The organism is Geothrix sp., assembly GCF_049292215.1.
In the GTDB taxonomy this organism is placed as follows: Bacteria; Acidobacteriota; Holophagae; order Holophagales; family Holophagaceae; genus Geothrix.
In genome coordinates this window covers 1-2813 of record NZ_JBATQW010000079.1, presented here as the reverse complement: position 1 = coordinate 2813, position 2813 = coordinate 1, and the positions used below count along the sequence as shown (strand labels likewise).

General features: G+C 69.7%; 2 protein-coding genes. Both read right to left on the bottom strand.

Going from position 1 to position 2813, the window contains the following annotated elements; genetic code table 11:
• Nucleotides 1-2508, bottom strand: a 2508-nt coding sequence (locus WAS25_RS14075; RefSeq protein ID WP_422313184.1) for a hypothetical protein, incomplete at its 3' end; no start/stop codon positions are given.
• A gap of 148 nt (nt 2509-2656) precedes the next feature.
• Nucleotides 2657-2813: helix-turn-helix domain-containing protein (locus WAS25_RS14070; RefSeq protein WP_422313186.1), on the bottom strand; the 157-nt coding region annotated here is incomplete at its 5' end.

The following is a 2813-nucleotide window of genomic DNA, read 5'->3' as shown; positions in this document are numbered from 1 at the left end:
GGTGCGGTCGCCATCCGGCGCCCAGCGGTCGAAGGCCCCGGCGGCGCAGAGCGCCTCCGCCGTGGTGACGCTGAGCGGCACGCGACCCAGCAGCTCGTCCAGGTGGGCAAAGGGGCCATTCGCCGCGCGCTCCTCCAGCAGGGCCTTCACCTCCTTCTCCTGCGCGCCGCGCACCTGCATGAGGCCCACCCGCAGGGCCTGTTCGCCCTCGGCCGTGAAGGGCCAGAGGGACTGGTTGGCATCGGGCCCGCGCACCACCAGACGGTGGCGCCGCGCATCGCCCAGGTAGGCGATGGCAGGGTAGTAGCCGCCCTGGTTGGTGATGACCGAGGCGAAGAACACGGCCGGGTGGTGGGTCTTGATCCAGGCGCTCTCGAAGCTCACCTGGGCGTAGCTGGCCGAGTGGGGCTTGCAGAAGGAGTAGCCCGTAAAGGTGCGGATCATGTCCCAGGACTCGTCCACCGTGGCGGGCCGCACGCCGCGTTCGGCACAACCGCGCCGGAAGCGCGCCTCGAAGAAGGGCAGCTTGGCCTCGCAGTCGGGCTTGCCCAGCAGCTTGCGGAGCTGGTCGGCCTCGAAGTGGCTCCAGCCCGCCAGCGCCACGCAGACCTTGATGACGTCCTCCTGGTAGACCAGCACGCCGTAGCTCTCGGAGAGCAGCTCGGTGAAGACCGGATCGCTGGGCTCCCAGACCTCCTCGCCGCGAGAACGCTTCACGTAGCGGTCCACCCAGCGGTAGGCGGCGGGGCGGATGAGGCTGCTGTGGATCACCAGGGTCTCGAAGTCGCCCTTCCCCACCCGCTGCTGGAGCTGGCGCGTGGCGGGGCTCTCGACATAGAACACGCCGATGCTGTCGCCCCGTGCCAGCAGGGCCCGGGTCTCGGGATCGTTGCGCGAGTGGGTGCCGGGATCGGCGGGCTTGAGGTCCCCCAGCACCCTGTAGGCATCACGGATGACGGCGAGGCTGCGATTGCCCAGCAGGTCGATCTTCACCAGGCCGTAGTTCTCCACGCCGTCCTTGTCCCAGGTGGTGGTGGAGACGCCCGCCTTCGCCGGCGCGGGCTGGAAGGCGGCGTGCTCCCACAGGGGGCCGGGCGTGACGATGGTGCCGCCGGGGTGCACGGAGAACTGGTGGAAGTGGCCCTTCAGCGCAGCCGCCTGGCGGAGGATCAGGTCCCAGGCGGGGTTCTCCGCGGCACGCACCAGGCCGCCCTCCCAGCCGCGCACGAGGCGCGCCAGCTGCTTCAGCTCGCTGTCGGGCCGTCCGTGGGCCTGGGCCACGGCCCGCAGGGCGCCCTTGGCCTTGAAGAAGGCGTGGTTGGACACCATGGCCACGCGGTCGCGGCCGTAGCGCTCGAACACGGCCTGGATGACCGCGTCGCGCTCGTCCCACGCGAAGTCGATGTCCATGTCCGGCGGATCCTTGCGCTCCTTCGTGAGGAAGCGCTCGAACATCAGGTTCGTATCCACGGGGTCCACATTGCTGAGCCCCAGGGCGTAGCTCACCAGGGAGGCCGCACCGCTGCCCCGGCCGCAGATGTTGGTGGGCAGCCCCTTGTGCCTCAGCGCCTGGACGATGTCCTGCACCAGGAGGAAGTAGCGGGCGAAGATCTTGAAGGAGATCAGGTCCAGCTCCTGCTCCATGCGGGCGAGGATGTCACCACGCACGACCGGGAACCGACGTTCGACACCGGCCCGCACACGCTCTCGCAGGAGCGCATCGAGGTCGGCGCCCTCACGACCCAGCGGATCGGGCAGCACCCAGTCGCCCCAGTGGATGGGCCAGCCCGCGATGCGCTCCAGCACGGCTTCTGTGGCCTTCGCCACGGCGGGATCGCAGAAGGGGAAGCGGCCTTCCCACTCGCTCCGCGGCACCGCGGCCTCGGCGGGTTGCCACAGGGCCTCGGTTCGGAGGAAGGTGGCCTGCTGGTCGATGGCCCGCTTGAGCCGGTGCATCTCCAGGCCCTCGGCGGTGCGGAAGCGCAGCACCTGGGGCGCCACCACCTCCAGGCCCGCGGCCAGGGCCTTCCGGGCCTCCTGCACGCGACCGGGGTGGGCCAGCAGCGCCGCGTAGAGGCCCTCTCGCAGCAGGGCGTCCAGGCCCGCGAGGTCGTCGGCCAACAGCACGCAGTCCCGCGGCGGCTCCGCCTCGCCCAGCCCCGGGATGAGTGGCGTGTGCCCCTCATGGGCCTGGGCCGAGAGCAGCCGGTTCAGGGCTGCGTAGCCCGCATCGCTGTATGGCAGCGCGCCGCAGCCGTGGCCCCGCCAGGTGAAGCGACAGCCCAGGTGCAGGCGGAAGCCCGTCCACTGCGGATCCGGCGGCAGGCCTTCCAGTTCCCGGGACTTGTGGATCCACTCCAGCGTGTCCCGCAGCTTCGGATAGCCCGCCAGGCCCTTGTCCCAGCAGACCAGGTCGCGGTAGCCCAACTGCCGCGCCAGCGACAGGAGCTGCTTCGCCGGGTAGACGCCTTCACCAACGCTGAAATCGGAAATGCCGAGGGCGAACATGGGGCTCGATCACACGAGAGGAAGAGAAAAAGCGTTCAACGCAAAGACGCAAAGACGCAAAGACGCAAAGAAAGGTCTTCCTTGCTGTTCTTGGCGCCTTCGCGCCTTTGCGTTGATCTTTTATTGAGTAGGTATCTGCCTGCCGGGTTCAGGGCTGCCAGTCGCCGGGAAGGCCGCAGGCTTCAAGGACGGCGCGGAGGTAGGGGGTGCCGATGCGCAATGCGGCCCGCTCGGCGAGGCTCACCAGGGCCTGGGAGCGGCCCATCCGCTCGGCCAGTTGTGCCTGGGTGAGGCCGGCCTGGCGG